Source organism: Flavobacterium sp. UW10123 (genome assembly GCF_040538975.1).
Lineage (GTDB): Bacteria > Bacteroidota > Bacteroidia > Flavobacteriales > Flavobacteriaceae > Flavobacterium.
In genome coordinates, this window is record NZ_JBEWQE010000013.1 from 174277 (window position 1) to 198798 (window position 24522).

Sequence of the window (24522 nt, forward strand, 5' to 3'; positions counted from 1 at the left end):
AGAACGAGAGATTGATTCGTTCGCAATGACTATGTACGAAAAAACGTTTCCGAATAAAAGATTCAAACTTACTTTAGAGTTTTTACAAAAGCACGTTAACACATCAGAGACCATTTTTGATTTTGGAGTTCCAAATCCGTTCTCTAAAATAATGGAAGAAAATGGTTATACTGTAAAAAATACAAAGGGCGAAGATTTAGATAACGATCATACTGCTTTACAAACGGAAGATTATACTGTTTTTACAGCATTTGAAATTTTCGAACATTTACTAAATCCGTACACTATTTTACAAAACGTAAAATGCGACAAAATATTAATTTCAATCCCGTTACGCTTATGGTTCTCGCCGGCATATCGTTCAAAAACTGATATGTGGGACAGACATTACCATGAATTTGAAGATTGGCAACTAGACTGGCTTTTGGAAAAAACAGGCTGGAAAATAACAGATCGTCTTCAATTTACACATCCGGTAAAAAAGCTTGGAATTAGACCATTATTAAGATACTTCACTCCGAGATATTATATCGTGGTAGCGGAAAGAATAAAATAAAAAATTCCATCCCGATTGCTATCGGGATTAAATTCCAAATTCCAATTAGACTAGCTTTAATTGGAATTTGGAATTTAAAAAAAATGGGATTTTAAATTAAAAATTTATGAAATATTACATCGTCATACCCGCACACAATGAAGAGAACTTAATTGGCCTAACCTTAGAATCTTTGGTTTCGCAAACCGTTTTACCTTCAAAAATTGTGGTGGTAAATGATAATTCGACTGATAAAACAGAAGAAGTTGTTTTAAGTTTTGCAAAAGAAAATCCATACATTTCTGTTGTAAACAAAACATCCGATGCGATTCATTTGCCAGGAAGTAAAGTAATTCAGGCTTTTCAGAAAGGTTTTGAAACACTGGATTCTAATTACGATATTATTGTAAAAATCGATGGCGATTTAATTTTTCCTCCAAATTATTTTGAAACTATAATCAAACATTTCAAATCTGATTCAAAAATCGGAATGGTTGGTGGATTCTGCTATATAGACAAAAACGGCGAATGGGTTTTAGAAAATCTAACCGATAAAGACCACATTCGCGGCGCATTAAAAGCGTACAGAAAAGAAACATTCCAACAAATTGGCGGTTTAAAACCTGCAATGGGCTGGGATACAGTTGATGAATTGCTATGTAAATATTACGGCTGGAAAATAGTTACCGACGAATCTTTACATGTAAAACACCTAAAACCAACTGGTGCCAATTACAACAAAACAGCTCGCTACAAACAAGGCGAGGCTTTTTATACTTTAGGTTATGGTTTTTGGATCACTGCAATTGCTTCTGCAAAATTGGCAATGATGAAGAAAAAACCATTTCTATTTTTAGATTACATTAAAGGATTTATGAAAGCCAAAAAAGCAAAAACTCCTTTATTAGTAACTCCCGAACAAGCTAAGTTTATTAGAAATTACCGTTTACAGAAAATGAAAAAAAAGTTAATTTGATTGGCAAAACAGTCGAAAAAACTGAACTCATAACTCATAACTCGTAACTTCTTTTTACCTTAGCCAATATTTAAAAATTATGATGCTAATTCGTTATTTATCCCAAATCGGGAAATATTTTTTAATGCTGAAAGAAATTTTCAATAAACAGACTAAATGGCCTGTTATGAAAAATTTAATTTTCAAAGAAATTGATGATTTGATTATTGATTCACTTGGAATTGTTTGCTTTATATCTTTCTTTATTGGAGGAGTTGTTGCTATCCAAACGGCATTAAATTTAACCAATCCCTTAATTCCTAAATATTTAATTGGTTTTGCTACACGTCAATCTGTAGTTTTGGAGTTTGCCCCTACTTTTATTTCGGTAATTATGGCCGGAAAAATGGGATCTTACATCACTTCAAGTATCGGAACTATGCGTGTTACAGAGCAGATTGATGCTTTAGAAGTTATGGGAGTTAACTCAGTAAACTATCTTGTTTTTCCAAAAATTATAGCGCTATTAATGTATCCTTTCGTAATCGGGATTAGTATGTTTTTAGGAATTTTTGGAGGATGGCTTGCTTGTGCTTACGGAGGATTTTCGACTGGAGCAGATTTTATTATGGGAGCTCAGAAAGATTTCATACCGTTTCATATTACATATGCATTTATCAAAACTTTAATCTTTGCGATGTTATTGGCAACAATTCCATCTTTTCATGGTTATTATATGAAAGGCGGTGCATTAGAAGTTGGTAAAGCGAGTACAACGTCATTCGTATGGACATCTGTTACTATTATCCTTCTAAATTATATATTAACTCAATTATTATTAGGATAATGATAGAAGTAAAAAATATAGAAAAATCATTTGGCGACAGCAAAGTTTTAAAAGGCGTTTCGACGGTATTTGAAACTGGAAAAACCAACTTGATTATCGGACAAAGTGGGTCTGGAAAAACAGTTTTATTAAAAACATTATTAGGAATTCATACCCCTGACTCAGGAACAATTGAATTTGACGGCAGGGTTTATTCTGATTTAGACAAAGATGAAAAGCGTGAATTAAGAACCGAAATCGGAATGGTATTTCAGGGTTCTGCTTTATTTGACTCAATGACGGTTGAAGAAAATGTAGCTTTCCCTCTAAAAATGTTTACTAATAATAGCAAAGCCCAAATCAAAGAACGAGTTGATTTTGTTTTAGAAAGAGTAAATCTGGTTGATGCTCATAAAAAATTACCTTCTGAGATTTCTGGAGGTATGCAAAAACGTGTGGCTATTGCGAGAGCTATTGTAAACAATCCGAAATATTTGTTTTGTGACGAGCCAAACTCAGGTTTAGATCCGAATACTTCGACTTTGATTGATAATTTGATTCAGGAAATTACAAAAGAATATAATATCACTACAGTAATCAACACTCACGATATGAACTCTGTGATGGAAATTGGTGAAAATATTGTTTTCTTAAAGAAAGGATTAAAAGCTTGGCAGGGAACTAAAGAAGAAATCTTTAAAACCGATAATGAAGCGATAGTTAAATTCGTGTATTCTTCTAACCTATTTAAGAAAGTACGTGAAGCTTATTTGAAAGGATTATAGACTTAAAATTCCAAAATATTAAAAATCCCAAATTCCAAGTTATTTATTGGAATTTGGGATTTTTTTATTGTCGCTTCCTGTAATTGAAATTTGGAATTTAATTATTGGAATTTTTTAAAGTGATTAACTCAACCTCAGCGTTCGGATTAAAAAGATACGTTTTTCCAGAACTGATTTCTAAGCACTCAAAGCGTTTTGTCCTAACGGCTATTTTTTTAAAAACTTTGCCATTCTTAATTCTAAAAATACTTCCGTAAGGTATTTCGAAAACGTAATTTTTATCATTTTCTTTATCGTATTGTTTTAAAGCCAAAGACAAAGTCGTATCGGTATCACTGCTTGCAGAAGGATTTTTAAAATGCCTTGCTAATAGAGGTAAAATATGACCCGGAAATATTTCTGGCCGAATAAATGGAACCATCAAACGCTGAAAAGTAAATTTCCACTCATTCCCGTGTGGCTTTATATTTCTTCCAAACTTTTCAAAAGCAACCAAATGTGCAATTTCGTGAATCAGCGTAATTAAAAACCGATATTTATTCAAACTTGCATTAACCGTAATTTCATGCTTTCCACTTGGTCCGCGTCTATAATCACCATGACGCGTCTGACGTTCGTTTACAATTTTCAAGTGTACCTGATTGGCCACTATCAAATCGAAAACGGGTTTTACCGCATGTTCTGGAATATATTTAGCTAAAGTTTCGCTCAATTTAATTTTAAATTATGAATTATGAGTTTTGAGTTATTAGTTTTTTCTTTGACGTTATAATTATGCTTTTTATGATTTTTAGCACTTCCTCACATTGTTTATGCATTGATTCAAATTCAGCTTTGGAAATATAATTTGTCGCAATTAATATTTCTAACCAATACATTGACTCATCGCATTCTTTTTGAGAAATTGATAATTTATGAATAAAATCAGGTTTGCTTTGTGCATTAACAGCTTCTCGAACATTTGCACCAACAGAGGTAACAGAACGTAAAAATTGTTTACTCATTATAAATTCTTTCCTTTCCGCAACTAGCCATTTATAAAAATTAACTCCTCTTACAGCTAATTCAAAACTTTTAGTTTTCACAATACTCTCACTCATAATTCATAACTCATAATTTATAATTAACTAAGGGTTTGTCGACGATACTTCGAGAACTTTTCCGTTAAAATACTTATTTCCGTTTAAGGTGAAATCATAAATATAAGTTGCCATTCCTTCAGCAGAAATTGGCGCTTGATAGCCAGGGAAAGCTTCGTTTAGCATTTCGGTTTGAACAGAGCCTAAAGCCAAAACGTTAAATGAGATTCCTTTTTCTTTATATTCTTCTGCTAATAATTCAGTCAAAGTAATTACAGCTCCTTTACTTGAACTGTACGCCGCTAATCCTGCAAATTTTAAACTTCCGCGGACTCCGCCGATAGAACTTATGGTAACAACATGGCTTCCTTTTTCTAAATACGGAATACAGATTCGAGTTAAATTCGCTACCGCAAAAACATTCACTTTATAAATACTTTCAAAATCTGCTTGAGTTGTTTCTGCAAAAGGTTTTAAAAGTAAAGCTCCGGCATTATGAACTATTGCATCTACTTTTTTCCAAGTCGAAGAAAGGAAATTTTCAACTTGATCTAACGCAGTTTCATCTGCCAAATCAACAGATAGACAAGTTACATTTTGATGTTCTAAAAGTGCTTGCGGGATTTTTCTGGAAATGGCCAAAACCTGATGACCTGCTTCAGCAAATTTCAAGGCCAATTCATAACCAATTCCTCTGCTTGTTCCTGTAACGATAATATTTTTCATTGGGCAAAAATAATCAAATGCTGTAAAACAGCCTCTTATTTATTCATGGTTATTTCTTGCGTAGGCGAAACTGCAATTTTGGTCACCGCTGGCAGTAACTCTTGTGTGAATCTAGTAATATGAGGAATATCCATTAATTTAAATTCATCTGAAACATGGTGATAGAAATCAAAGTTTTCGAAATCAAAAGTACTTAGAGACTGACATGGTTTTCCAAAAGCTTGAAAGAACGAATAATTATCAGAACGGTAAAACAACTGATATTCTGCTTCTTTTGGCAAAAATCCGATAGTGTTTTTACCTGTGTATTCGTTTATTTTTTGTGCCATGTTCGATTTATCAAAACCAGTAATGTAAGCCAAATAATCTCGTTTCATTGGCACACCAATCATTTCGATATTTAATTGTGTATAAAGGTTGAAGTTTTGCTTTTTTAATTTCTCAACTAAACTTTTAGATCCTAATAATCCTTTTTCTTCTCCCGCGAAGAACGCAATTAAAATACTTCTTTTATTCGATTTTGTTTCGCTAAAATATTTTGCCATTGCTGCGACAGAAGTTACGCCCGAAGCATCATCGTTTGCACCATTATTTATTTTATCTGCCTGTTCTTTTTTCTCTAAACCTATATGATCGTAATGCGCACTCAAGACAACAAACTCTTTTTTCAATTCAGGATCAGTTCCTTCAATAACGCCTACAATATTAAAAGATGACGGCTCAAAATTGGTCAACGTATCTCTGTAAGTTTTAAAATAAGGTTTGATTTTATTTTTCTTTAAAAAGTCTTCCAAGAAAACTGCCGCTTTTTCAATTCCCTTAGTTCCTGTTTCTCTGCCTTCCAATTCATCCGAAGAAAGATATTTTAGAAAATCTGAAATTTCAGATTCCTTTACTTTATAACTGACTTCTATCGGCTTAGAAGTTTCTTTTATTTCATTTTCCTTTGTTGTAGAAGTTCCCGATTTACATGCTAAGAAAATTAAAGGAAGCAGAAAGTATAATTTTTTCATGGTTTTCTGTTTTTTTGATGATGATTGAAAATAAAATTAATTAGACTATAAACTTATGAAAAGTAATACAATATTCATAAAAAAACCCTTTCAACAAAAAGTCGAAAGGGTTTAAATATATTGTAAAGATTATTTATCCTGCAATAACAGCTCTAGAAATTACGATTTTCTGAATTTCAGAAGTTCCTTCGTAAATCTGAGTGATTTTTGCATCACGCATTAAACGCTCTACATGGTATTCTTTTACGTATCCGTTTCCTCCGTGAATTTGAACTGCTTCAACTGAAGTATCCATTGCCACTTGTGAAGCAAATAATTTTGCCATTGCACCACTCACGTCGTAGTTTTTATGTTGGTCTTTATCCCAAGCTGCTTTCATGCATAAATGACGAGCCGCTTCAATGTTTACAGCCATGTCTGCCAATTTGAAAGCAATTGCTTGGTGATTGCAAATTTCAGTTCCAAAAGCTTTACGCTCTTTAGAATATTTTAGAGCCAATTCATAAGCTCCAGATGCAATTCCTAAAGCTTGAGAAGCAATACCAATTCTACCTCCCGCTAAAGTTTTCATTGCAAATTTAAACCCGAAACCATCTTCACCGATTCTGTTTTCTTTTGGAACTTTCACATCAGTAAACATTAAAGAATGTGTATCTGAACCACGGATTCCCATTTTTTGCTCTTTTGGACCAACCGCAAAACCTGGCATATCTTTCGTCATAATCAAAGCATTAATTCCTTTATGCTTTAATTCTGGATGCGTTTGTGCAATTACTAAATATACAGATGCAGTATTTCCGTTTGTAATCCAGTTTTTTGTACCATTTACTAAGTAATGGTCTCCCATATCAATAGCCGTCGTTTTTTGTGACGTTGCATCACTTCCTGCTTCAGGTTCACTCAAACAGAATGCTCCGTGAATTTCTCCAGAAGCCAAACCTGGTAAATATTTTTGTTTTTGCTCTTCAGTTCCATACTCTTGCAATCCCCAACAAACCAATGAATTGTTTACAGACATTACAACAGATGCAGAAGCATCTACCTTAGAAATTTCTTCCATTGCAATAACATAAGAAATAGCGTCAAGACCGCTTCCTCCGTATTTAGGATCAACCATCATTCCCATAAATCCAAGCTCACCCATTTTCTTGATTTGCTCAGTTGGAAAAATTTGTTTTTCGTCACGTTCAATAACTCCCGGCAATAATTCATTTTGAGCAAAATCTCTTGCTGCCTGCTGAATCATTAAATGTTCTTCGGTAAGATTAAAATCCATAGTAGTTTACTTTAAATGTTTTTCTCAACCAGATTTCAAAAACAGATTTCTTTAGTTGATTGTTTTTTTATGTTTTTTTGTGATTTTTCGATGCCTTAATTTATAATACAAAGGCTTCCAAAGATACTTTTTAAATGTTTAAATTACAATGCGCGCATATAAAATTAATAGATCAGCAAAGATTACGATAACGTTTTCGTTATTATTTAACTTTTTTTTCAAAAGAGCATTAATTTGATAATATTTTCTATAAAATTTCTGATTGAAAAATTAGCCCTCAATGTGTTTTTTTAATCTAAAAAAAGCCATTTTCAATTGCCTAAAAAGTTAGACAATTCTTAAAATGAGTAAAAGTACGTAAACCTACTCTTACTAAATTGATTGTTAATGTAATACAAAAATTAAACATAAAAATTTTAGTAAAAAAACATTTTAAATATGACCTAAATATTAATAAATTACTATTATTTTTGCCTTAAAAATAAAAATTTGATAGAATATGAAAAAGATTTTACTTTTACTGGCAGTCCTTTTTAGTTTGCAATTTTCTACTGTTTCAGCCCAAACTCAAATTGATGTTAATGGTGTTACAGTTCCTAGAAAAATAGAATTCCAAGGCAAACCATTACAATTAAACGGAGCAGGCGGAAGATCAAAAATGTGGTTGGAAGTTTATGTTCAAGCACTTTATTTATCACAATTAACTCAAGATCCGCAATTCATTATTGATAGTGATACGGAAATGGCTGTTAGAATCGAAATTACTTCTTCTATGGTTTCTTCAAACAAGCTGACAAAAGCTATGAACACAGGTTTTGAAAAATCTGCGGGAGCAAATTTGGAACAATTGCGTCCAAGAATTGAGCAGTTAAAAAGTTATCTAAGTGATGCTATTACAGAAAAAGATGTTTTCATTTTAGCATACAATCCGTTAGATCAAAATGTTTACGTGAGTAAAAATGAAGTTCTAAAAGGAAAAATTCCTGGATTCGATTTCAAAAAAGCATTATTCGGAATCTGGCTTTCTGACAAACCAGTAGACGAAACTTTGAAAAAACACTTATTAGGACAATAAATCTTAATTTTTTAAATATTCCGAAAGCCGAAAACCAAATAGTTTTCGGCTTTTCTTTTTTGTTTTATAAATTTGATGCGAAATACATTATTCGCATTATTCTATTTTATACATTTACGCAAAATAAACATATCACAACAAAATGAAAGATTTATTACAACAATTTGAAAACAAAGCACCTGAAATTGTTTTCAATTGGAAAGATTCAGAAACAGAAGCCGAAGGGTGGACTGTTATTAATTCACTTCGTGGAGGAGCTGCGGGTGGAGGAACGAGAATGAGAAAAGGCTTAGACATGAACGAAGTTTTGTCATTGGCTAAAACTATGGAAGTTAAATTCTCAGTTTCTGGTCCTGCAATTGGAGGAGCTAAATCTGGAATAAATTTTGATCCGAACGATCCTCGCAAAAAAGGTGTTTTGCAACGTTGGTACAAAGCCGTTTCTCCGTTATTAAAAAGCTACTACGGAACTGGAGGAGATTTGAATGTTGATGAGATTCATGAAGTAATTCCAATGACCGAAGAATGTGGCGTTTGGCATCCGCAAGAAGGAGTTTTCAATGGACACTTCAAACCAACAGAAGCTGATAAAATTAATAGAATCGGACAATTGCGTCAAGGTGTAATTAAGGTTATCGAGAACCCGAAATTCTCTCCAGACGTAACTAGAAAATATACAGTTGCTGATATGATTACCGGTTTTGGTGTTGCCGAAGCTGTTCGTCATTTTTACGCGACTTATGGCGGAGACATTCAAGGTAAAAAAGCAATTGTACAAGGTTTTGGAAACGTTGGTTCTGCTGCTGCTTTTTATTTAGCCGAAATGGGAGCAAAAGTTATCGGAATCATCGATCGCGACGGTGGATTAATTAAAGAAGAAGGTTTTTCTTTTGAAGAAATTAGAACTTTATTTTTAAATAAAGACGGAAATAAATTAGTTGCCGACAATATGATTCCGTTTGAGGAAATCAATTCTAAAATCTGGACAATTGGTGCTGAGATCTTCACTCCTTGCGCTGCTTCAAGATTGGTAACACAAGCTCAAATTGACAGTTTAGTTGCAAACGGATTAGAAGTAATCTCTTGTGGAGCGAATGTTCCTTTTGCTGACAAAGAAATTTTCTTCGGTTCTATTATGGAAGAAGTTGACAGCAAAGTAAGTTTGATTCCTGACTTTATTTCAAACTGCGGAATGGCAAGAGTTTTTGCTTATTTCATGGAGAAAAAAGTTCAAATGACCGATGAGGCAATTTTTAATGATACATCAGACACAATTAAAAATGCGATTGTAAAAGCTCACGCTTTAAATTCGTCTAAAACAAATATCAGCGCAACTGCTTTTGAGATTGCATTGAAACAGTTAGTGTAATTTTTTTTATACTTTATTACTAAACGAGCCACATTATTGTTTGGCTCGTTTTTTTGTGGCGTAGATTTTTTAACCGCAAAGCACGCAAGGGTTTTGCGTAAGGAACGCTAGTTTATTTCTCGCAAAGTCGCGAAGTCGCAAAGGAAATTTAAAACGAAAAACTTTGCGACTTCGCGACTTTGCGAGATTTAAAAAAAAACGCTTTGCGAACCTTGCGTAAACCTTTGCGTGCTTTGCGGTTAAATAGTTAGCAGTTTTTAACGCAAAGTACGCTAAGGCATTTTAATTTGAAGCGCAAGCAATATCTAAATATTAAGTTCGCAAAGCTTTGTGTACATCTAGCTTTGCGAACTTCAATCGGAGATTTACTCAAAGTTAAGACAAATAAAACTTTGCGTTTCTTTGCGTAAATCTTAGCGTGCTTTGCGTTATAATTTAAAAAAAACCTTAGCGCCCTTTGCGGTTAAATTCTCTCTTTCATTCTAAACAATTTTTACTACTTTTAAACGTTTTTAAAATAATACATTTCAAAATTTAGAATTTAAATGAGTTCCTCAATTTCTTCAGATCAAAAGAAATCATTGCTATTCACAACAGCTATTTATGCAGTAATAATTCTATTGCTGTTTTTTATACGTTTCTGGCCTCCTTATAATCCAGAAAACAATGTAGCTCTTGCTGATGGCGGCGGAGGTGGCGGTGGCGTAACCATAAATTTTGGAGACAGCGATTTAGGTTCTGGCGCCAATTATAAAAGCGAAGTTCTAGATGTAAAAAATAATGTAAAACAAGCTCCAGCAAAAGCAACTCCAGAAGAAGAATCGATAATTACACAAGAAAATACAACTGCAGATAACGATGTTGTAATTCCGACGAAAGAAAAACCAAAGAAACCTGTTCCTCTTGAGAAACCTGTGCAAAAACCTGTACCTGAAAAACCAAAAGTTTCTAATTCAACAAACGATGCATTAGCTAGCATTATGAAAGGTTCGAACAAAGGCGGTGACGGAGATGATAAAGCAGCAGGAAATAAAGGAAAGTCAAACGGAAGTTTAAACTCTAGCGGATATTACGGTTCTGGTGGCTCTGGCGGAGGAACTGGAGGCGGTAACGGAACTGGAAATGGCATTGGAACCGGAAGCGGTTACGGAGCTGGAAGCGGCGGTGGATCTGGTGGTGGATCTGGGTATTCTTTAAACGGAAGAAAAGCATTATCTAAACCTGCCCCAAAATACACCTGTAATGAAGAAGGAAAAGTAGTGGTAGAAGTCACTGTCGACCAAAACGGAAAAACAATAAGTGCAACGCCTGGAGTAAAAGGAACAACCAATACAGCAAGTTGTTTGTTGGAACAAGCTAAAATTGCAGCACTAAACACTAAATGGTCTGCTGATTCGAATGCAGCAGCAAAACAAGTTGGAAAAATTATTTATAATTTTAGTTTGGATTAAAAACTTAAAACGACATAAAAAAGGCTTTCAGAAATTCTGAAAGCCTTTTTTCATTTCCGTCCAGTTTGTCATTCTGAGGAACGAAGAATCACACAAGTAATTCCGAAAACTAAGTCTTCAATCTTTGGCGAGTTTCTAGTGTGATTCTTCGTTCCTCAGAATGACAAAACTGAGTCCTGTTCGCGTGAGGGATAGGAGCTGGCTACCACTGTAGCGCGGATAGCCCGACCAGAATAATTATTCTTATTTGGGACTCGTTGCAATTACAAACTTCAAGTTATTCTTCACTCCTATTTGTAAAACATCTACTAAGTCTTGAACTTGAAGATTAAACGGAATTCGAACTACAACGGTTTGTTCTTTATCTGCTCCTATTTTTGACATTAAACTCGTTTCTAGATTTTCAAAATCTACTTCCTGTTTGTCAATGTAGAACTTTTTATCTTCGGTAACCGATAAACTAATTAGTTGTTTATTGGTTTTTTCATTGGCTTTAGCTTTTGGCAATGTCATCTTAATCACGTTCGGATTTGCCAGTGTTGAGATAATTAAGAAAAACAACAGCAGGAAAAACATGATATCGCTCAAAGATGAAGTCGCAACTTCGGCATGAAATCTTCTTTTTCTTTTAATAGACATGGCTTATGCTCTTTGAATTATATTGACAAATTCTAAAATCTGTTTCTGAATTTTTAAAGCAAAATTATCAATCTTTCCGTTCAATAAGTGGTAAGCGCTATAAGCAATAATACCCACGATTAATCCAGAACCAGAACTGATCATTTTTTCGTATAAACCTCCAGAAATGTTTCCGATACTAATATTTTCAGTAACCGAAATACTGTAGAAAATTTTAATAACCCCAGAAATCGTTCCGATGAAACCTAGCGTTGGCGCAATACCAGCAATAAGTCCTAAGTGACCTAAATGTCTTTCCATTTCGCCAATTTCTATATCGGCAGCGCGGTCCATGTTAGCTTCTATTTCCGAAATTGGTCGTCCAATTACCAAAACACCTTCTTTTAAAATATTTCCAGCTGCAGTATTATTTCTTTCTACAATTGTTCTTGCTAACTCAATGTTTCCAGAATGTAATTTTTCACCAATATCTTGCATTAATCTGCTGTCAATTTTAGACGCTCGACTTATGTACATGTAACGTTCAAAAATTAGGTAGATTGTATAAAACAGCAACAACGCGATTGGAATTAAGAACACTCCCCCCTTCATAATGAAACCAAACATTGAAATTTCATTTTGCGGTGCCGCGATCTTTTCGACCACTACATTTGAAGCATTTGCGATTGTATCTGTTTGTAACTGAATAAAAGTAAACATATATTAATTCTGGTTTTTAATAATTAATTCTAAAAAATATTTGAAATTTGCAATAAAGATAATTTTCGCTGTAATATTAAACTACAAAAATCGAATTTTATTTCAATCAACAACCATTTTATCTAAACAAATGAACTATCAAGAGACTACCAATTGGATGTTTAATCAGCTTCCAATGTACCAATTGCAAGGTGCTTCTGCGTATAAAGAAGATTTAACGAATATCAAATTGTTGGCAGCTCATCTTGGCAATCCGCAGAACGGGCTAAAGTGCATTCACGTTGCGGGAACAAACGGAAAAGGTTCTACTTCGCACATGCTTTCGTCTGTTTTACAAGAAGCAGGCTATAAAGTGGGATTATATACTTCTCCGCACTTGAAAGATTTTAGGGAAAGAATTAAAATAAACGGTAAAGAAATCTCAGAAGAATTCGTGATTGAATTTATCGCAAAACACAAAGATTTTTTTGAAGCCAATGATATGAGTTTCTTCGAAATGTCGGTCGGATTGGCGTTTGATTATTTTGCTGCCGAAAAGGTAGATATTGCTATTATTGAAGTTGGTCTTGGCGGAAGATTGGACGCAACCAATATTATTACGCCTTTGGTTTCGGTAATTACCAATATTGGTTTAGATCATACGCAATTTTTAGGAAATACTCTAGAAGCTATTGCGGGCGAAAAAGCTGGAATTATTAAACCAAATGTTCCTGTAGTAATTGGCGAATATACCGATGAAACGAAACCTGTTTTTTTGGCTAAAGCCGAAGCAAACAATGCGCCAATTTCTTTTGCATCCGATTTAATCGATCAGATTTATTTGTCTGATTTGATTGGAGATTATCAGTTTCATAATAAAAAGACGGTTCAACAGACGATTTCAATTCTTAACAATGAAACCGATTTTAAAGTTTCGATTGAACAATTGAAAGAAGGTTTATTGCATGTTGTAAAAAATACGGGTTTGCAAGGAAGATGGCAGCAATTGGGAGAAAACCCAAAAATTATTTGCGATACCGCTCACAATAAACACGGATTATCGGTTGTAATGAATCAGCTTAAAAACGAAAAATACGAGAAACTGCATATTGTTTTGGGAGTTGTAAATGATAAAGACCTGGATTCGATTTTACCACTTTTCCCAAAAGAAGCGCAATATTATTTCTGCCATCCGAATTCTTCACGAGCTTTGCCTGCCGAAACATTAAAAAATGCGGCTGAAAAATTCAGTTTAATAGGAGAAAAATACGATTCTGTTGAAATCGCTTTCGCGGAAGCAAAGAAAAATGCTTCGGAAAATGATTTTATTTACATTGGCGGGAGCACTTTTGTGGTTGCCGAATTGCCTTTGAACTAAAATATACTTTTGATGTAGAAAAAACTTCAAAAAAATCATTTTAATAACAAATTCATAAACAAGGAGATATAAACTATTTTTAAAAAAGTTTTATTTTTTATTCGAATTTCTTTGCAGAACTCAAAAACTAGCGTATATTTGCACTCGCAATCACAAACGATAGCAACCTAGTAAAATAGGGCGATTAGCTCAGCTGGTTCAGAGCACCTCGTTTACACCGAGGGGGTCGGGGGTTCGAACCCCTCATCGCCCACCAAGAAACTCCTTAAGAAATTAAGGAGTTTTTTTTTATTTAATACTTACTTAAATTCCCTTTTAAGTTTAATTCAACACAATCTTGTCATTTCGAGGAACGAGAAATCTCACTCGAAAATCTACAAAGATTGGCGATATACTTTACGGAATTTCTAGTGTGATCCTTCGTTCCTCAGGATGACAAATCTTTGTCTAAAATTAAGCCTGAGAACAGAATTCAAAATCCTTACCATAAAAATCGTATTTTTGTTTACCGCTCCCCAAGAAAATCTGTAACATACATTTAAAATCTGTTTTTTACAGTTCTGGTTTATTCACTTAATTATTATCTTTGAATTATGAGCACACTATCAAGACCAAAACACATCGGAAGAAATATTAGCCGTATTCGTGAACTTCGCGATATGAAACAAGAAGCATTGGCACAAGCTTTAGGAACAAATCAACAAGCTATTTCCGTGATGGAAAATAGTGAAACTATTGATGAAGAAAAACTTATAGCAGTTGCAAAAGCACTTGGGGTTACAGCCGAAGGTATTAAAAATTATAGCGACGAAAACATATTAAGCATCATTAACAATACATTTAATAGTCACGACAGTTCAACATTAAATGCCGTCAATTTTCAACCTACTTTTAATCCACTTGATAAAATTGTAGAACTTTATGAGCGTTTGGTTCAAGCCGAAAAAGATAAAGTTGAATATCTCGAAAAAATATCAAAAGGAAAATAACCTTTTAAAGCATAAAAAAACTCCATTATTTCTAATGGAGTTTTTCTTTTTATCTATTCAGCTCTTTTTCAATTTCTTTAATAAGTTCAACTGCGAGCGGTTTTGTATTTTCTTTATAAACCCTTATATTATTGTTACCCAATTTAACAAGATACGCGAGTGTCTTTTTATATTTTGGATCAGAGTATAATTCTTTTTCCGGTTTATCTGCATTTTCTATTTCTTTATCAAAACACTTAAACAAAAATTCAGTGTACATTTTATCAACTTCATTAGCAGCCGGTACAAATATTTGGTAATAGTTTAAGATTTTCTGTTTTAATTTTTCGTCTTCAATGTAACCAAGTTTACCACTTGATTTAAAACTTTCATAATTACCTACAGTCAATGTTTGCCCATGTGAATGAATTGGGAAATTAACTTTGCTTTTAGCTTTATAAATACTGTCAAGTTGAGAAGTCGTTAATGCTAAAATTTTTTCGTATTGTGCGTTTGTCTTTTGGTACGCATGTATCTCTCTGTCGATACTTGCCATATCATTCTTTAAATCATTCTTCAAATTAGCAAGAAACACAGCTACTTCTTCTTGTTGGTGTCTATGCTCGCTCCAACCATGAAGCCATATTGAAAGCGTTACAGCAAAAACGATTATGAATATTTCTATAATGATTTCTTTTACTTTCTCTCCCAATGTGTGTTCTGAATTTTTCACAGTTTTATAAATTTTTTTTGAATGTTTCGATATTTCTTCTTGCATAATTTATTCTTGTAATTTTATCTGGTTGTTATTTGTAGCTTATTTTAGTACGTTTTTAAATTTTATCAGTTCAAAAGCGAATATAAGACTATTTGTAAAAAAGCTCTTTAATTTCTTAAAAAGCTTTCTTTACATTTTTCAATTTTAATGACCAGTCATTAGCATTTTGTATTTTCTCGCATACTTTTTCAAGAAGACTCTTAGTTTGCTTAAAATATCTCATTTTATCATCAATCTCTTTTATTTTGGCTTGAAAAAGCTCCAATGTTTCTGGTTTCGAATCTGTTGTCTCGAACCAGCTAATTAATATTTTCTTTATTTCTGCCAAAGTAAACCCGACTTCTCTCGCTTCTATAATGATTTCTAGACGCTCAATAGTATTAGCATCGTAATGTTTATAATTATTAGAAGTCACATTTTCATCAGTCATTCCCTTGATCATTCCTAAATTTTCGTAATATCTGATCGTATGAATTGACAATCCTGTTTTTTTTGATAATTCGTTTACAAGCATAGTTTTTATTTTTGGTTAAAAACAATAAAGCATAGAGTATAGTCTATACTTACAAGTTGCAAATATACTAATTGTTTTTACTTTTAAAATTTTAAAACATGAGAAATGAGATTTTAAATAAAAAAACTCCATTATTTCTAATGGAGTTTTTTTATTTAAAGTTAGAGAGAAAACTTTATTTCAATTTAGTCAACGCTTTAGAATTTCTCAGCAAAAACACATATTGAAAATAATCAGTTGCAGAAGCATCTTTTAGAGGCACAATATTTTCTCCAAAAGCTCTAGATTTTACTGTTATTAAGTTTTGTGATTTTAGATAAGGCGAATTTTTCGAGTTCAGTTTAAAAAGTGTGATTGATTCTGGTTTGCTTAATTCTTTCAAATCATTAATTCCTTTTACCAGCATTAATGGTCCGTCTGCATTCATCCAGTCTACTTTTTCATCTTCAGGAGTTGGAAATTGAGGATTTTTTGGAAGATACATTTCGCTATCAATAGTATAACTTACAAAACTTGTCACTTTTACTCCCGAATCTTTTAATCCTGCAGCAAAAGTTGCTCTACCCGATTCTGTTTTCTTTTGTAGCGTATGAAAAAATCCGAAAAGCCCATAAAACTTTTCATTTTCGATATGCATTTTTTTAATCGAATTTTTAAAATTAGCAACCATCGCTTCGTCTCTAGAACCTTTCGATTCATCATCAAAATTTTTATCGATTCCGATTACTGTAATTTTTAGAGAATCAGCCAAATTCTGGTTGTAATCATGAACAGCGCTCCATTTATCAAATAATTCTTGGCTTGACTGCTGCGGAATTCTTTTCTTAATTGATTCCACAACCTCTCTCAAAAGCGCTTTATTTTTTTCATCTCTAAGAAACAAAAAAGCATTTAACTTTTTAGCTGTCAAACTATCCATTTCGGCAATATAATATTTGACTCCCTCTTTTTTATTCAAGAAAAAAAGCATTTCTTGATCTATTTTCTGATTATCTGCATAACCATGAATCTCTCCTAGTAAAAAAACTTGTGACTTATAAAAATCTTCATCAAACAACTTTTCGTCGATAGAAGCTCCAATCTGAACATTGTTTTCTGCCAAATACTTTACATTATTATCGTTTTTCGATTCTAAAAATAATTTATTGCTGATATATAAATAGGCCATAAAAAGTAAAATAATACTCAAAAGGCTAATAAACGTGATCTTGATAAATTTTAAAATTTTCTTCATGGTTATGGATTATGGTTGTTTTGATTTTGATGTAAAAATATTTTTATTCGACAGAACATTCAATTTTTATTGACCGAATTGTCATTTCCAAGAGATGAATTGTTTTTCAATTCTTCTTTTATGGATTTATTGCATGTATCCGGAAAGCCAGTATTTTTCTTGTAAATTTACAATTCCTGCCAAGTTAGAATAAATCATTCATAACTTTAAGAATTAAAAAACTGTACATATAAAATGGAAATATTAATAATAACAGGCACTCCATATTCTGGCAAGGGCACACAATGCGAAATTTTAAAAGATGAACTTCATTTTGAGCATATTTCGACGGGAGACAGATGCCGTTTGGAAAAACAAAATGAAACGGAAATTGGAAAAATAATGTCTCAATATGAAGAAAAAGGAGATTTGGTTCCTGATTCTATAATGAAAGATCTTTTCAGCAAAATATTGGATGAAAATATCGCTGCAAAAGGAATCATTTTAGACGGTTATCCAAGAACTGAGCCACAGGTAAATGATTTGTTGGAACTCGTTAAATCTAAAAATCTAGAAATTGGAAAAGTAATTAATATTGATGTTCCAAAAGAAGAACTTTTAAAAAGAGCACAAAAAAGAGCCGAAACTTCTAACAGAAAAGATGATAAAGATGCCAATATTCATCTTAAAAGAATTGATGTTTTTGAAAGTTCAACCAGACCAGCAATAGAATATATGAAGTCAAAAATTAAAGTTTTAACTTTTGACGGAATGGGTACAATTGAAGAAATAACAAAACGAATTAAGGATAATTTGTAAAAAGAGTTAGCTTTTATTTCATAAATAACGTTACTAAAAAACTCCAAAATCAAGTGACTTTGGAGTTTTTTTTTTTGCATTTTGAAACACAAATAAAATCTATTAAATTCTTATTTTATTGTTTTGATTAATGTTTCCAAATCTGTTTTCTTCTGATTTACAATTATCAATTGACTTTTATCGTCTAAGAAAATTTTATCTGCAAATTCTTTATCAGGATTTGCTTTCCAGTTTTTCAGTTCTTTAAACTTATCTTTTAAAAGCTTTATTTTTTCTTTACTATCTTTTGAAATTATCACCATTTTAGTCAATGGCGTCTGCTTCATTTTTTCAATGCTGCTTTCTGTAATTTGATCTTCATATTCTGTTCTAGATCGATAACGAAACATTTTATTTATTACATTAAAATCTTTTTCGTTTTCAGTAATCACATAACGATATGTCATGATGTTGTTTAGTTCATTTATCCAATCTGGAAAATTTGTTTCGTAAAGTTGAATATACTGATTTATAAAATTTCTATCAATCGGCTTCTTTTGATCGATATATTCTTTGGCTAACGGATAAATCTGTTTTGCCATTAAATTGATGTACTTGTTGTTGTACCATTCTCCTTCATCAACTTTGCCGTCCAATTTTTCGTAAACATATCCATTTCCAAGTACAGTTGCCAGAACTTCATTCATTAATTGATAAGCATAATTACTGCACTTTGATTTGTTTTCCTTAAAATAAGTGTCGATTTCTTTTTTGACTTCAAGCGATTGTTCATCATAAACAATATGATAGGTTTCGTGCATCATAACACTAAACAAATCTTTATGCGATTTTAAATCGGTTTGAATGGCGCTAACGAAATTATTGCAAAATGCAGAAGCAGTAAATCCTTTTGAATTGGGCAGCGGATAAAAAGCAGCTTCAAACGGAATGGAGTTATCCCAGCTAGAATTATAAAATAATAATCCCATTTTAAAATAATTTTCAATCTGATGTTCTGTAGAGTATTTTTTAATTTCATCAAGCTGTTTTTCGAACTTTTCCTTGTTTGGATTATAAATCAGCTCATTGTAAATCGATGTAAACTCTGAAATACATTCTCCCAAATCGCTAAGAGTTTTATTGGGAAGCATTCCTGCAACACGAAGTTTGAAATCACTTAGATTATCTGTTTCAATCAAATGCTTTTTCAAAACATCTTGTGTCTGCATAGTTTTCTTTGAGCCGTACGGAAAATCTTCAAATCGAAAACTATAAGAAATAGACAATTGATCAAATTTTGAAATAATCCTTTTGTATTTCTCCGTATTGTATTTTGAGTTTTGAAATTCTGTCTTAAAAACATTATCTGGATAATACTCAGATAAATTTTCTAGAAAAACAAAAACAGCCAACTGTTCCGAATACTTAATTTTAAAAGAGGGATTTTGCCCAAATGTGTGTACAGCTAAAAAGAGAAACAAATACTTTATTATACTATTCATTTTCAAGTTGACTTATTTTTAAGTTATTAAAACATTTGTAAGATTATAAAGCTAATATACTATGTTTATTAATTCTATTATTGTTATTAACACAATCAAAAAAAGAACTTGAAAATTATACTTAAAAATTTGTCGCTAAGCTTTTCTTTCTTTTATTATTCAAATAATTTCTAAACGGAATATCATATAATACCATTACCAAATAGGCAAAAGCAACAAGTAAAACCACAGAAGTCACTACAATTAAAGTTAATTGCGTTGTATCTGGCTTATAGTTGGTATAATAATTTCCGAACATCCATAAAACTGCGTAATGTGTCATGTACAATGGGTAAGATATTTTTCCGGAAAAAATGCAGGCTTTTTTTAACCCAGGTTTTAAGACTGCTCCTGCTCCCAAAGAAATCAACAACGGAAAATACAACAATACTACCAAAGGTTCAGAAAGCCAATTGTATTCTGAAAATGGCATAATGAAAGCCAATAGTAATAAAAAGGTCAGTCCGCCAAAACCAAGTTTGTTTTTTATAACCCAATTAGATCTGTAAATTAGTAATCCAGCTAAAAAGGAATATGATATTCTAGCACAGCCGTCCCAAAAAGTTGGACCACTCCAACCTCCTAATAAATTGCCAGAATTGTATCCGACATAACAAATTGCAATTGCAGATAATACAGTTAGCACGAATAAAAAGCTTCTGCCAATTCTATAAAGCACAAATGCGTAAACAATATTGGCAATATATTCCCAAAACAGTGACCATGCCGGTGCATTAAAACTAAATAAATTAAAACCACGATCTGCAATAACTGGAAACGGAATAAGAAATATAGAACAGATAAATGTCAAGATAATTTTTCCTGCATTATATAATTCCAAATGTCCGCCAAATGGATCAAACAAAAAAGCCAACAGTCCTAATATTGAACCAGCAATTACTAGTGGATGCAACCTTATAATTCTTGATATAAAAAAATTGCGAAGTCCCATTTTTGCAATTCGATCGTCATAGGCATATCCAATTACAAATCCAGAAAGACAAAAGAAAAAATCGACGGCTAAAAAACCGTGTCCAATAAAATTTTGACTAGGATCGGTAAAAATCCATTCCATAAAATGAAACACAACAACGGCAAAAGCTGCGATGCCTCTTAATCCGTCTAAAATTTCAAAATGTTGTTTTGTTTCAAGAACTGCTGTAGTCGATTGGCTTGTACTCATTAGATTGTAGTATACTTAATAAATTAGGTGATTTGGTAACGTTGCAAGTTCTACAAATAAATATTCAAATCAAAATCAGATTTATTCAATTCAACTGTTAAAATGTTTGAAGTTTCACATTTAAATAACTTTTTACACTTTTTAGAAGAATACTTTTTTCCTAATTTTGCTCTAAATCAAATTTAATCATGAGTTTTAAAGGTTGTCTTCCTCCTCCATAAATATTAATGCAATTCTTTAGTATTGACACTTGACTGAACCTTCAGTCCGATTTCTTGTGTCTTTACCTCAATCACATTATTAATATTTAAAATATATCCTCCAAAAAAGGATAGACAACTTCTTATGAAAAAATCTTATTTGATACTGCATACTGCAGTTTTACTTGCTGGTTTTACTGGCGTTTTCGGAAAACTTATTTCTCTTAACGAAATCACTCTAGTTTGGTACAGAGTTTTATTTGCTTCTATTATTTTATTTTTTATTCTAAAAATATACAACTTGAAAATGCTGCAATCATTTTCTGAAGCAGTAAAAATTTCTAAAGCTGGAGTATTAATTACTATTCACTGGATTTTTTTCTATGCCAGCATTACATATTCTAATATCTCAATTGGCGTTGTATGCTATTGTTTGACGAGTTTTTTTACTGCTTTTTTTGAACCCATTCTCAACAGAAAAAGATTCAATTTGGTTCAGATCTTATTAAGCATGCTGACCTTATCAGGAATAAGTCTTATTTTTCATTTTGATTCTTCCTATCAGCTTGGAATTCTACTTGGAGTAATTTCTTCTGCATTTGCTGCGCTGTATACCATTTATAACGAAAGGTTGGTGCAATCTTATGACAGCAAACTGATTAATTTTTATCAAATGCTTGGCGGAACAATAGTATTAGGAATCGCTTTGCCATTCTATTTTTACAATTTTCCAGAGAAGACTTTCATTCCTAACCTACAAGACGTTTTCTATTTGTTCATTTTAGCTTCATGCTGTACAGTGGCCCTTTATGTAATGTTTGCAGAATCCCTAAAAAAAATTCCAGCGTTTACCATAAATTTAACCTTCAACTTAGAGCCAATTTATTCGATAATACTAGCTTTTTTATTTTTTAATGAAGGACAATCAGTTAATTTTTCTTTTTATATCGGAATAAGTTTGGTTATGACGTCTGTTTTATTTCAATCCATAATTTCTATTCGCAAGAAGAACACCTTTGAACAGCCAGTTTCTTAGATCTATAAAAACAAAAAACTCCTTTTATCTAAAAGGAGTTTTTCTTTCTAAATTGTAGTTTTTTAATCATTCAATCCTTTTCCATCTAAAATTCTTGGAATATTTTTTTCTACTCGAGCCTCTCTCGTTTTAGATTGTTTCGGCTGAGAAAAATGAAGCAGATAAGCACGCTGTCTTCCAGAAGTTAAAGCATAAAAAGCTTTTTTAAAATCAGCATCTGAATCAAATTTTTGCTGAAGCTCTTCTGCAATCTCAAAATCAGAAACTTTTTTCAGTTCAACTTTTTGCCCTGACTTTTCAATTTCTGCAGCTTCGAAAATATACTTCTTCAAAATTTCTTTTTTAGCTAAAATATCTTGAACATTCGTAAATCGAATTTGGCGAGCCGCCTGCACATTATCTGACTGCTGAATCAAAATACCATCAGTATCTTTCATTAACGCACCTTTAAAAAACAAAAAAGCGCAATATTCTTTGAAATAATGAATTAATACAATATTAGCTTTTTCGAAAGTATAACAAGGAGATCCCCATTTTAATTCTTCAGATAAATGACAGTCTAAAACAATTTCTCTCATTTGCTCGATTTCCGCTTTCCATTTTTCAGCTTTTTCAAAATAAAAATCAACTTTAGGATTTGTACTATATTTTGTCATGACGAATTAATTATTACTATATAAATTTAGTCTTTTTTTTATATTCAAAATTCAACACCTTTGATAATTCCTCTTTTAGATTGGCGAACAAAATTTAAAATCTTGTCTCGTTCTACAGTTTTCTCAAATTTTTCATTAATTATTTCCAGAGCAAATTTTGTATTTCTCCTTTCTTGAAATAAAACCCTGTAAATAGACTGCAGCACATCAATCTTTCTAGAATCAAATCCTCTTCTTTTTAAACCAACAGTATTCAATCCTGCAAATCTTAAGGGCTCGTGTGCAGCAACTACATATGGAGGAATATCCTTTACCACACGACTTAAACCACTAACCATAGCATGTTCGCCAATAACAGAAAATTGATGAATTGCGGTTAACCCGCTTATATTGACCCAATCTTCAACAATTACTTCACCAGCCATTCCAACACTAAATCCTATAATAGAATTATTACCTATTACACAATCATGTCCAATATGAGCATTTGACATAATGAGATTAGAATTACCAATACTTGTTTTGCCTTTAGAAATTGTTCCTTTATTAATCGTTACAAATTCTCTGATTATATTATTATCGCCGATTTCCAGAAACGTATATTCTCCTTTATATTTTAAATCTTGAGGAATACCACCCAAAACAACATTCGAATAAATCTGACAACTCTCTCCAATCCTGGATCCACTCAAAATAGTCACATTATTTCCTATCTCCGTATTATTGCCAATTACGACATCTTGCTCAATAACTACATTATTCCCAAGAAGAATGTTATTTCCAAGTATGGCATTCTTGTCTATAAAAGTATTTTTCAATTTTTAAATCTTTAATTAGATACAAAAATTGAAAAACTCTGAAAACTTTTTATTGATGTAACATCAAATAATCGCTGCCCGGATCCTACTTAAAGTTTCTTGACTTACGCCGATTAATGATGCAATGTGCTTCAATTTGGCCTTTTTAATAATTTGAGGAAATGATTCTAAAAGGAATAAGTACTTTTTCTCTGCAGTCATTAATCGAAATAAATGATTAAATTCATTTATATTAGAAAGATAATATCGAAGTTGCTTAATGTGAAACTTTACAAATAACGGATATTCTAATAAAACCTGCTCATCTGAATAAGACAGAGAATATACAATTGTTTCTTCGCAAGTTTGAAAATTCTCATAAGATGGCTTTTGCTCAAAAAAACTGCTCATTGAAGTTACAAATTGATTATCAGTATAAATCCATTTGGTAACTTCTACACCATCTTCAATACAAAACCTTCTAACCGCACCAGATTTTATAAAATAGATTTTACTGCAAACTTTGCCTTCTTCAACAAGAAATTCACCCTTTCTAAAAGTTTCCTCGATAAAACTTCTTTTAATAGCAAGCTCTGTTTCAAAATCCAATGCTTGAAAACTTTTTATAATTTGAATTAGCTCTTCCATCTATTTTTTAATGTCATTATAAATCAAATTTAAAACGAAATTTAGATAAAAGCTATACTACATTAAGAAACCATTATTTTAAATCTATTATAAGAATTTTAAAGCCCTAATAATAAAAAGTTGATCATTGGGCTTTACAAATAAAACCAACACAATTAGAACACAAAAAATAACTTCACTAAGAAACAGTTTTATCCTTATGGCTTTTTTCAAAAAGCTTATATAAACCAGAAAATCCCTCCAGGCAGATCGGGAGGGATTTTTTAGAAAGTTCTAAAAAACAGAAAACCCTATCCAGATTGGATAGGGTTTTCAAAAGAAAGGCGACGACATACTCTCCCACAATGCTGCAGTACCATCTGCGCAGGCGGGCTTAACTTCTCTGTTCGGGATGGGAAGAGGTGA

The 24522-nt window shown here is 32.2% G+C and carries 26 protein-coding genes, 1 tRNA gene and 1 rRNA gene; 12 read left to right on the top strand and 16 right to left on the bottom strand.

Annotated features, from left to right (window positions below; all coding sequences use genetic code 11):
- Positions 1 to 31 precede the first annotated feature (31 nt).
- The 4 genes from ABXT06_RS16500 to ABXT06_RS16515 all read left to right on the top strand — a co-directional run bounded on the left by ABXT06_RS16500 (position 32) and on the right by ABXT06_RS16515 (position 3101).
- Positions 32 to 556: a methyltransferase gene (locus ABXT06_RS16500; RefSeq protein ID WP_354591737.1), complete on the top strand. Its 525-nt coding sequence runs from the start codon at positions 32 to 34 to the stop codon at positions 554 to 556.
- Positions 557 to 662: 106 nt separating this feature from the next.
- Entirely contained in the window at positions 663 to 1511 is an 849-nt protein-coding gene (locus ABXT06_RS16505) for a glycosyltransferase family 2 protein (protein WP_354591717.1), read from the top strand.
- A 79-nt stretch (positions 1512 to 1590) separates the two neighbouring features.
- Entirely contained in the window at positions 1591 to 2337 is a 747-nt protein-coding gene (locus ABXT06_RS16510; protein WP_012022541.1) for an MlaE family ABC transporter permease, read from the top strand.
- On the top strand, positions 2337 to 3101 hold the full coding sequence (locus tag ABXT06_RS16515; RefSeq protein ID WP_177211981.1) for an ABC transporter ATP-binding protein: 765 nt from the start codon (positions 2337 to 2339) through the stop codon (positions 3099 to 3101). The genes ABXT06_RS16510 and ABXT06_RS16515 overlap by 1 nt, the downstream gene beginning before the upstream one ends.
- Before the next feature lie 97 nt (positions 3102 to 3198).
- Here ABXT06_RS16515 and ABXT06_RS16520 read toward each other — a convergent pair whose 3' ends face one another.
- The 5 genes from ABXT06_RS16520 to ABXT06_RS16540 form a co-directional block, all read right to left on the bottom strand.
- Positions 3199 to 3813 (bottom strand): SprT-like domain-containing protein, encoded by a 615-nt coding sequence (locus ABXT06_RS16520; RefSeq protein WP_354591718.1) that lies wholly within the window; start codon positions 3811 to 3813, stop codon positions 3199 to 3201.
- A gap of 19 nt (positions 3814 to 3832) precedes the next feature.
- Positions 3833 to 4201 (bottom strand): four helix bundle protein, encoded by a 369-nt coding sequence (locus ABXT06_RS16525; protein WP_354591719.1) that lies wholly within the window; start codon positions 4199 to 4201, stop codon positions 3833 to 3835.
- A gap of 27 nt (positions 4202 to 4228) precedes the next feature.
- Positions 4229 to 4906, bottom strand: a complete 678-nt coding sequence (locus ABXT06_RS16530; protein WP_354591720.1) for an SDR family NAD(P)-dependent oxidoreductase — start codon at positions 4904 to 4906, stop codon at positions 4229 to 4231.
- A 35-nt stretch (positions 4907 to 4941) separates the two neighbouring features.
- A complete protein-coding gene (locus tag ABXT06_RS16535; protein WP_354591721.1) occupies positions 4942 to 5919 on the bottom strand; it encodes a M28 family peptidase in 978 nt (325 codons plus the stop codon).
- Positions 5920 to 6052: 133 nt separating this feature from the next.
- Positions 6053 to 7195: an acyl-CoA dehydrogenase gene (locus ABXT06_RS16540; RefSeq protein WP_354591722.1), complete on the bottom strand. Its 1143-nt coding sequence runs from the start codon at positions 7193 to 7195 to the stop codon at positions 6053 to 6055.
- A 499-nt stretch (positions 7196 to 7694) separates the two neighbouring features.
- On the opposite strand from ABXT06_RS16540, the gene ABXT06_RS16545 reads away from it, so the two are divergent.
- From ABXT06_RS16545 to ABXT06_RS16555, 3 genes are all read left to right on the top strand, one after another.
- Positions 7695 to 8270, top strand: coding sequence for a chalcone isomerase family protein (locus tag ABXT06_RS16545; protein WP_111364538.1), 576 nt, complete (start codon positions 7695 to 7697; stop codon positions 8268 to 8270).
- A gap of 142 nt (positions 8271 to 8412) precedes the next feature.
- Entirely contained in the window at positions 8413 to 9639 is a 1227-nt protein-coding gene (locus ABXT06_RS16550; RefSeq protein ID WP_111364540.1) for a Glu/Leu/Phe/Val dehydrogenase dimerization domain-containing protein, read from the top strand.
- A gap of 545 nt (positions 9640 to 10184) precedes the next feature.
- On the top strand, positions 10185 to 11090 hold the full coding sequence (locus tag ABXT06_RS16555) for an energy transducer TonB (RefSeq protein WP_354591723.1): 906 nt from the start codon (positions 10185 to 10187) through the stop codon (positions 11088 to 11090).
- 243 nt (positions 11091 to 11333) lie between these two features.
- On the opposite strand, the gene ABXT06_RS16560 is transcribed toward ABXT06_RS16555, so the two are convergent.
- Both ABXT06_RS16560 and ABXT06_RS16565 read right to left on the bottom strand, forming a co-directional pair.
- Entirely contained in the window at positions 11334 to 11729 is a 396-nt protein-coding gene (locus ABXT06_RS16560; protein WP_308068596.1) for an ExbD/TolR family protein, read from the bottom strand.
- Positions 11730 to 11732: 3 nt separating this feature from the next.
- Positions 11733 to 12428, bottom strand: coding sequence for a MotA/TolQ/ExbB proton channel family protein (locus ABXT06_RS16565; protein WP_202005296.1), 696 nt, complete (start codon positions 12426 to 12428; stop codon positions 11733 to 11735).
- A gap of 130 nt (positions 12429 to 12558) precedes the next feature.
- On the opposite strand from ABXT06_RS16565, the gene ABXT06_RS16570 reads away from it, so the two are divergent.
- The 3 genes from ABXT06_RS16570 (at position 12559) to ABXT06_RS16580 (ending at position 14774) form a co-directional block, all read left to right on the top strand.
- Positions 12559 to 13785, top strand: coding sequence for a bifunctional folylpolyglutamate synthase/dihydrofolate synthase (locus ABXT06_RS16570; protein WP_354591724.1), 1227 nt, complete (start codon positions 12559 to 12561; stop codon positions 13783 to 13785).
- A gap of 178 nt (positions 13786 to 13963) precedes the next feature.
- Positions 13964 to 14041 (top strand) — tRNA-Val (locus ABXT06_RS16575).
- Positions 14042 to 14378: 337 nt separating this feature from the next.
- Positions 14379 to 14774: a helix-turn-helix domain-containing protein gene (locus ABXT06_RS16580; protein WP_354591725.1), complete on the top strand. Its 396-nt coding sequence runs from the start codon at positions 14379 to 14381 to the stop codon at positions 14772 to 14774.
- Between the two features lie 49 nt (positions 14775 to 14823).
- On the opposite strand, the gene ABXT06_RS16585 is transcribed toward ABXT06_RS16580, so the two are convergent.
- The 3 genes from ABXT06_RS16585 to ABXT06_RS16595 form a co-directional block, all read right to left on the bottom strand.
- Complete coding sequence (locus ABXT06_RS16585) at positions 14824 to 15531, bottom strand: DUF6090 family protein (RefSeq protein ID WP_354591726.1); 708 nt, start codon at positions 15529 to 15531, stop codon at positions 14824 to 14826.
- Positions 15532 to 15646: 115 nt separating this feature from the next.
- Positions 15647 to 16045, bottom strand: coding sequence for a MerR family transcriptional regulator (locus tag ABXT06_RS16590; RefSeq protein WP_354591727.1), 399 nt, complete (start codon positions 16043 to 16045; stop codon positions 15647 to 15649).
- Between the two features lie 175 nt (positions 16046 to 16220).
- Positions 16221 to 17279, bottom strand: coding sequence for a hypothetical protein (locus ABXT06_RS16595; RefSeq protein ID WP_354591728.1), 1059 nt, complete (start codon positions 17277 to 17279; stop codon positions 16221 to 16223).
- 234 nt (positions 17280 to 17513) lie between these two features.
- Here ABXT06_RS16595 and ABXT06_RS16600 point away from each other — a divergent pair, with 234 nt between their 5' ends.
- Positions 17514 to 18077: an adenylate kinase family protein gene (locus tag ABXT06_RS16600; protein WP_354591729.1), complete on the top strand. Its 564-nt coding sequence runs from the start codon at positions 17514 to 17516 to the stop codon at positions 18075 to 18077.
- Between the two features lie 110 nt (positions 18078 to 18187).
- On the opposite strand, the gene ABXT06_RS16605 is transcribed toward ABXT06_RS16600, so the two are convergent.
- A complete protein-coding gene (locus ABXT06_RS16605; protein WP_354591730.1) occupies positions 18188 to 19558 on the bottom strand; it encodes a hypothetical protein in 1371 nt (456 codons plus the stop codon).
- 121 nt (positions 19559 to 19679) lie between these two features.
- Entirely contained in the window at positions 19680 to 20780 is a 1101-nt protein-coding gene (locus ABXT06_RS16610) for an acyltransferase family protein (RefSeq protein ID WP_354591731.1), read from the bottom strand.
- A 345-nt stretch (positions 20781 to 21125) separates the two neighbouring features.
- Between ABXT06_RS16610 and ABXT06_RS16615 the strand changes: the two genes are divergently transcribed.
- Positions 21126 to 22016, top strand: coding sequence for a DMT family transporter (locus ABXT06_RS16615; RefSeq protein ID WP_354591732.1), 891 nt, complete (start codon positions 21126 to 21128; stop codon positions 22014 to 22016).
- A 62-nt stretch (positions 22017 to 22078) separates the two neighbouring features.
- Here ABXT06_RS16615 and ABXT06_RS16620 read toward each other — a convergent pair whose 3' ends face one another.
- The 4 genes from ABXT06_RS16620 to rrf form a co-directional block, all read right to left on the bottom strand.
- Complete coding sequence (locus ABXT06_RS16620) at positions 22079 to 22672, bottom strand: YdeI/OmpD-associated family protein (protein WP_354591733.1); 594 nt, start codon at positions 22670 to 22672, stop codon at positions 22079 to 22081.
- Between the two features lie 44 nt (positions 22673 to 22716).
- A complete protein-coding gene (gene lpxA, locus ABXT06_RS16625) occupies positions 22717 to 23490 on the bottom strand; it encodes an acyl-ACP--UDP-N-acetylglucosamine O-acyltransferase (protein ID WP_354591734.1) in 774 nt (257 codons plus the stop codon).
- Between the two features lie 63 nt (positions 23491 to 23553).
- Positions 23554 to 24117 (bottom strand): Crp/Fnr family transcriptional regulator, encoded by a 564-nt coding sequence (locus tag ABXT06_RS16630; protein ID WP_354591735.1) that lies wholly within the window; start codon positions 24115 to 24117, stop codon positions 23554 to 23556.
- A gap of 318 nt (positions 24118 to 24435) precedes the next feature.
- A 5S ribosomal RNA gene (gene rrf / locus ABXT06_RS16635) occupies positions 24436 to 24522 on the bottom strand; the annotation flags it as partial.